General features: G+C 37.1%; 5 protein-coding genes. 3 read left to right on the plus strand and 2 right to left on the minus strand.

The window, feature by feature from the left end:
• Positions 1–284 precede the first annotated feature (284 nt).
• The 3 genes from acpP to accA all read left to right on the plus strand — a co-directional run bounded on the left by acpP (position 285) and on the right by accA (position 2,782).
• Positions 285–518, plus strand: a complete 234-nt coding sequence (acpP, locus tag AC30RD_RS07405; protein ID WP_187647305.1) for an acyl carrier protein — start codon at positions 285–287, stop codon at positions 516–518.
• Between the two features lie 95 nt (positions 519–613).
• Positions 614–1,837 (plus strand): beta-ketoacyl-ACP synthase II, encoded by a 1,224-nt coding sequence (locus AC30RD_RS07410; protein WP_489493793.1) that lies wholly within the window; start codon positions 614–616, stop codon positions 1,835–1,837.
• Positions 1,838–1,846: 9 nt separating this feature from the next.
• Positions 1,847–2,782, plus strand: coding sequence for an acetyl-CoA carboxylase carboxyl transferase subunit alpha (gene accA / locus AC30RD_RS07415; protein WP_489493795.1), 936 nt, complete (start codon positions 1,847–1,849; stop codon positions 2,780–2,782).
• Between the two features lie 4 nt (positions 2,783–2,786).
• On the opposite strand, the gene AC30RD_RS07420 is transcribed toward accA, so the two are convergent.
• Together AC30RD_RS07420 and AC30RD_RS07425 are read right to left on the minus strand one after the other, a co-directional pair.
• Positions 2,787–3,041, minus strand: coding sequence for a hypothetical protein (locus tag AC30RD_RS07420; RefSeq protein WP_489493796.1), 255 nt, complete (start codon positions 3,039–3,041; stop codon positions 2,787–2,789).
• A partial coding sequence (locus tag AC30RD_RS07425) for a DUF465 domain-containing protein (protein ID WP_489493797.1) occupies positions 3,041–3,301 on the minus strand: 261 nt, incomplete at its 5' end. The genes AC30RD_RS07420 and AC30RD_RS07425, both read right to left, overlap by 1 nt.

Below are 3,301 nucleotides of genomic sequence, written 5' to 3' on the forward strand. Positions count from 1 at the left end.
GAGAGGGCATAATTCCCAATTCCTAATTCCCATTTACCAATGTCCAATGTCTAATTTGGTTAAAATAGTTAAAATAGTTGAGTGGTTGAGTAGTTAGGTGGAAGGTGGAAGGCTGTAGGTTGAAGGGAGAAGGTGGTAAGGGGAGAAGGAGGTAAGGGTCAAAATGATGAGAGAGGGCATAATTCCCAATTCCTAATTCCCATTTACCAATGTCCAATGTCTAATGTCCAATTAATTCTTTTTTTGATAAAATTGGACGATTTAAAAATTTCAAAGGAGTTAATATGGCACTTTTTGATGAAGTTAAAGAAGTAGTTGTTGAGCAGCTTAACGCAAATCCGGATGAAGTAAAAGAGGATTCAAAATTTGTTGAAGATTTGGGCGCTGATAGTTTGGATGTTGTAGAGCTTGTTATGGCTCTTGAAGAAAAGTTTGGTATTGAAATTCCTGATGAAGATGCAGAAAAGATTCAAACAGTTGGTGACGCTGTAAAATATATAGAAGAGCACAAATCATAATTTTTGCAGGCTTTAGCCTGCAAATTTGTATTAAGTATTAAGAGTTACTGATTTAGCTTTTAATACTTAATACTTAAGTAACTAAAGGATATATAGTGAAAAGAGTTGTAATAACTGGTCTTGGTATGATTAACTCTTTAGGGCACGATAAAGATAGCTCCTTTGAGGCTATTATCAACGGTGAATGCGGAATAGACAAAATAACCTCTTTTGACGCATCAAATCAATCTGTGCAAATTGCGGCAGAGGTAAAAGATTTTGATCCAAAAACGGTAATGGATCCAAAAGAGGTAAAAAAAGCGGATAGATTTATTCATCTTGGAATAAAAGCGGCTAAAGAGGCCATGGAGGATGCCGCAATTGATGATAGTATAGATAGGGAGAGATTTGGTATAAGTTCTGCTTCCGGGATAGGGGGGCTTATAAATATCGAAAAAAACGCGATCATTTGCGAAACAAGAGGACCAAAAAGAATTAGCCCTTTTTTCATTCCTTCAGCTTTAGTAAATATGCTAGGAGGATTTATCTCTATTGAACATAAATTAAAAGGACCAAATCTTTCAAGCGTTACAGCTTGCGCGGCCGGGACGCACGCTATCACGGAAGCCACAAAAACCATTCTTTTAGGTGGGGCCGATAGAATGTTAGTGGTTGGAGCGGAAGCCGCTATATGTCCTATCGGTATAGGTGGATTTGCCGCTATGAAAGCCCTTTCAACGAGAAATGACGATCCAAAACACGCTTCACGTCCATTTGATGCTAAAAGGAACGGCTTTGTAATGGGTGAAGGTGCCGGAGCTTTAGTGCTTGAAGAGTATGAAGCGGCTAAAAAAAGAGGCGCAAAAATATATGGAGAGATTATTGGTTTTGGTGAGAGTGGAGACGCCAATCACATAACTACCCCGGCGCCACAAGGCGAAGGGGCCTATAGAGCTATGAAAGCAGCTTTTGAAATGGCTGGACGTCCAAAAGTAGACTATGTAAACGCACACGGAACAAGCACTAAATATAATGATATGTATGAAACAATGGCGATAAAAAAACTTTTTGGCTCAAAAGATAATTGCCCACCAGTTAGCTCTACTAAAGGTCAAATCGCGCACTGCTTGGGTGCGGCAGGAGCACTTGAGGCGGTTATATCTTTAATGGCTATGGAAAAAGGAGTTATTCCTCCTACTATAAACTATGAAGTTCCTGATCCCGAATGTGATCTTGATTATGTTCCAAATGAAGCAAGAGAAGCTGAGCTAAATGTAGTTATGAGCAACTCTTTTGGATTTGGTGGAACAAACGGGGTTGTTATATTTAAAAAAGTTTAAGGATTAGTTTTGGCAACATACTTGGATTTTGAACAAAAAATCAAACAGATTGAAGAACAGATCGATTCTGCTCGTGCAAGAGGAGATGAGGCCGCCGTTGAGATATTGAAAAAAGATTTGGAAAAAGAGGTTGCCAAAACCTATAAAAATCTATCAGATTATCAAAAACTTCAGCTTGCTAGGCATCCAGATAGGCCTTATGCGCTTGATTATGTTAGACTTTTGATGGAAGATGCTTATGAGATACATGGAGATAGAAGTTACAGAGACGACCCTGCGATTATCTGTTATCTTGGATATATTGATGGTCAAAGAACCTTATTGATAGGTGAACAAAAAGGAAGAGGTACTAAAAATAAATTAAAAAGAAATTTTGGAATGCCCCATCCCGAAGGTTATAGAAAGGCGCTTCGCGCGGCGAAACTTGCCGAAAAATTTAAAATTCCTATATTGATGCTTATAGACACGCCGGGAGCATATCCAGGTGTCGGTGCCGAAGAGAGAGGGCAAAGCGAAGCAATAGCAAGAAATCTTTTAGAATTTAGTAGATTAGATACGATTACCATCTCTATAGTTATCGGTGAAGGTGGAAGCGGTGGAGCTTTAGCTATAGGGGTTGCTGATAAGTTGGCGATGATGAGATATTCTGTTTTTAGCGTTATCTCTTCCGAAGGATGTGCTGCGATATTGTGGAATGATCCAAGTAAAGTTGAACAGGCGACAAAAGCTCTAAAAATAACTGCTGAAGATCTAAAAAAACTAAATCTTATTGATGATATTATAGAGGAGCCGCTAATTGGAGCCCATAGAGATAAAGAGGGGGCTGCAAAAGTGCTTAAGGATTATTATTTGAATGCTTTAGATGAACTTTTGCAAATGCCTTCTAGTGAAAGGCTTGGTCTTAGATATCAAAAACTTGTTAGCAAAGGAGCCTTTAAAGAGTAAGCTCCTATGCAACACCGTTTTCTTCTAAAAAATGTCTTAATTTAACTATCTCATCTTTACTGCTTATTTCGTGAGAATGAACTTTTAAAATAAGTTCTTTTTTGTTTTGAGATACTATTTTAATATGATTTTTTTTGGTATTTTCAATCTCAAAGCCGTAATGATGCAATAGATGTTCTACATTTTTCCATTCTATGTTTGTTGGTATAGGGTGGGCAAAAATTTGATTTAACGTTTTTTTTATTTTATGCTCTCCCATTATTTTAATCCCTTTTCTTTCATATATTTGTTTATCAGATAGTAAGCTTCATCTTTTAATTTAAGTTTTTCAAGCTTTAATTTTTCAAGCTCTAAATCCTCCATATGCTCTCTTCCCTCTTCAACTTCAGTCACTATTTTATCAAGCTCGTCATGTTTTGTAACGATAGCATCAAAATGTGGATCTTTTGCTCTTAGTTCTTCAACGATCTCTTTTGGAAATTCTTCTAACATTGTTTTTCTCCTTTTTATATATGATTT

The sequence above is a fragment of the Nitrosophilus sp. genome (genome assembly GCF_982775275.1).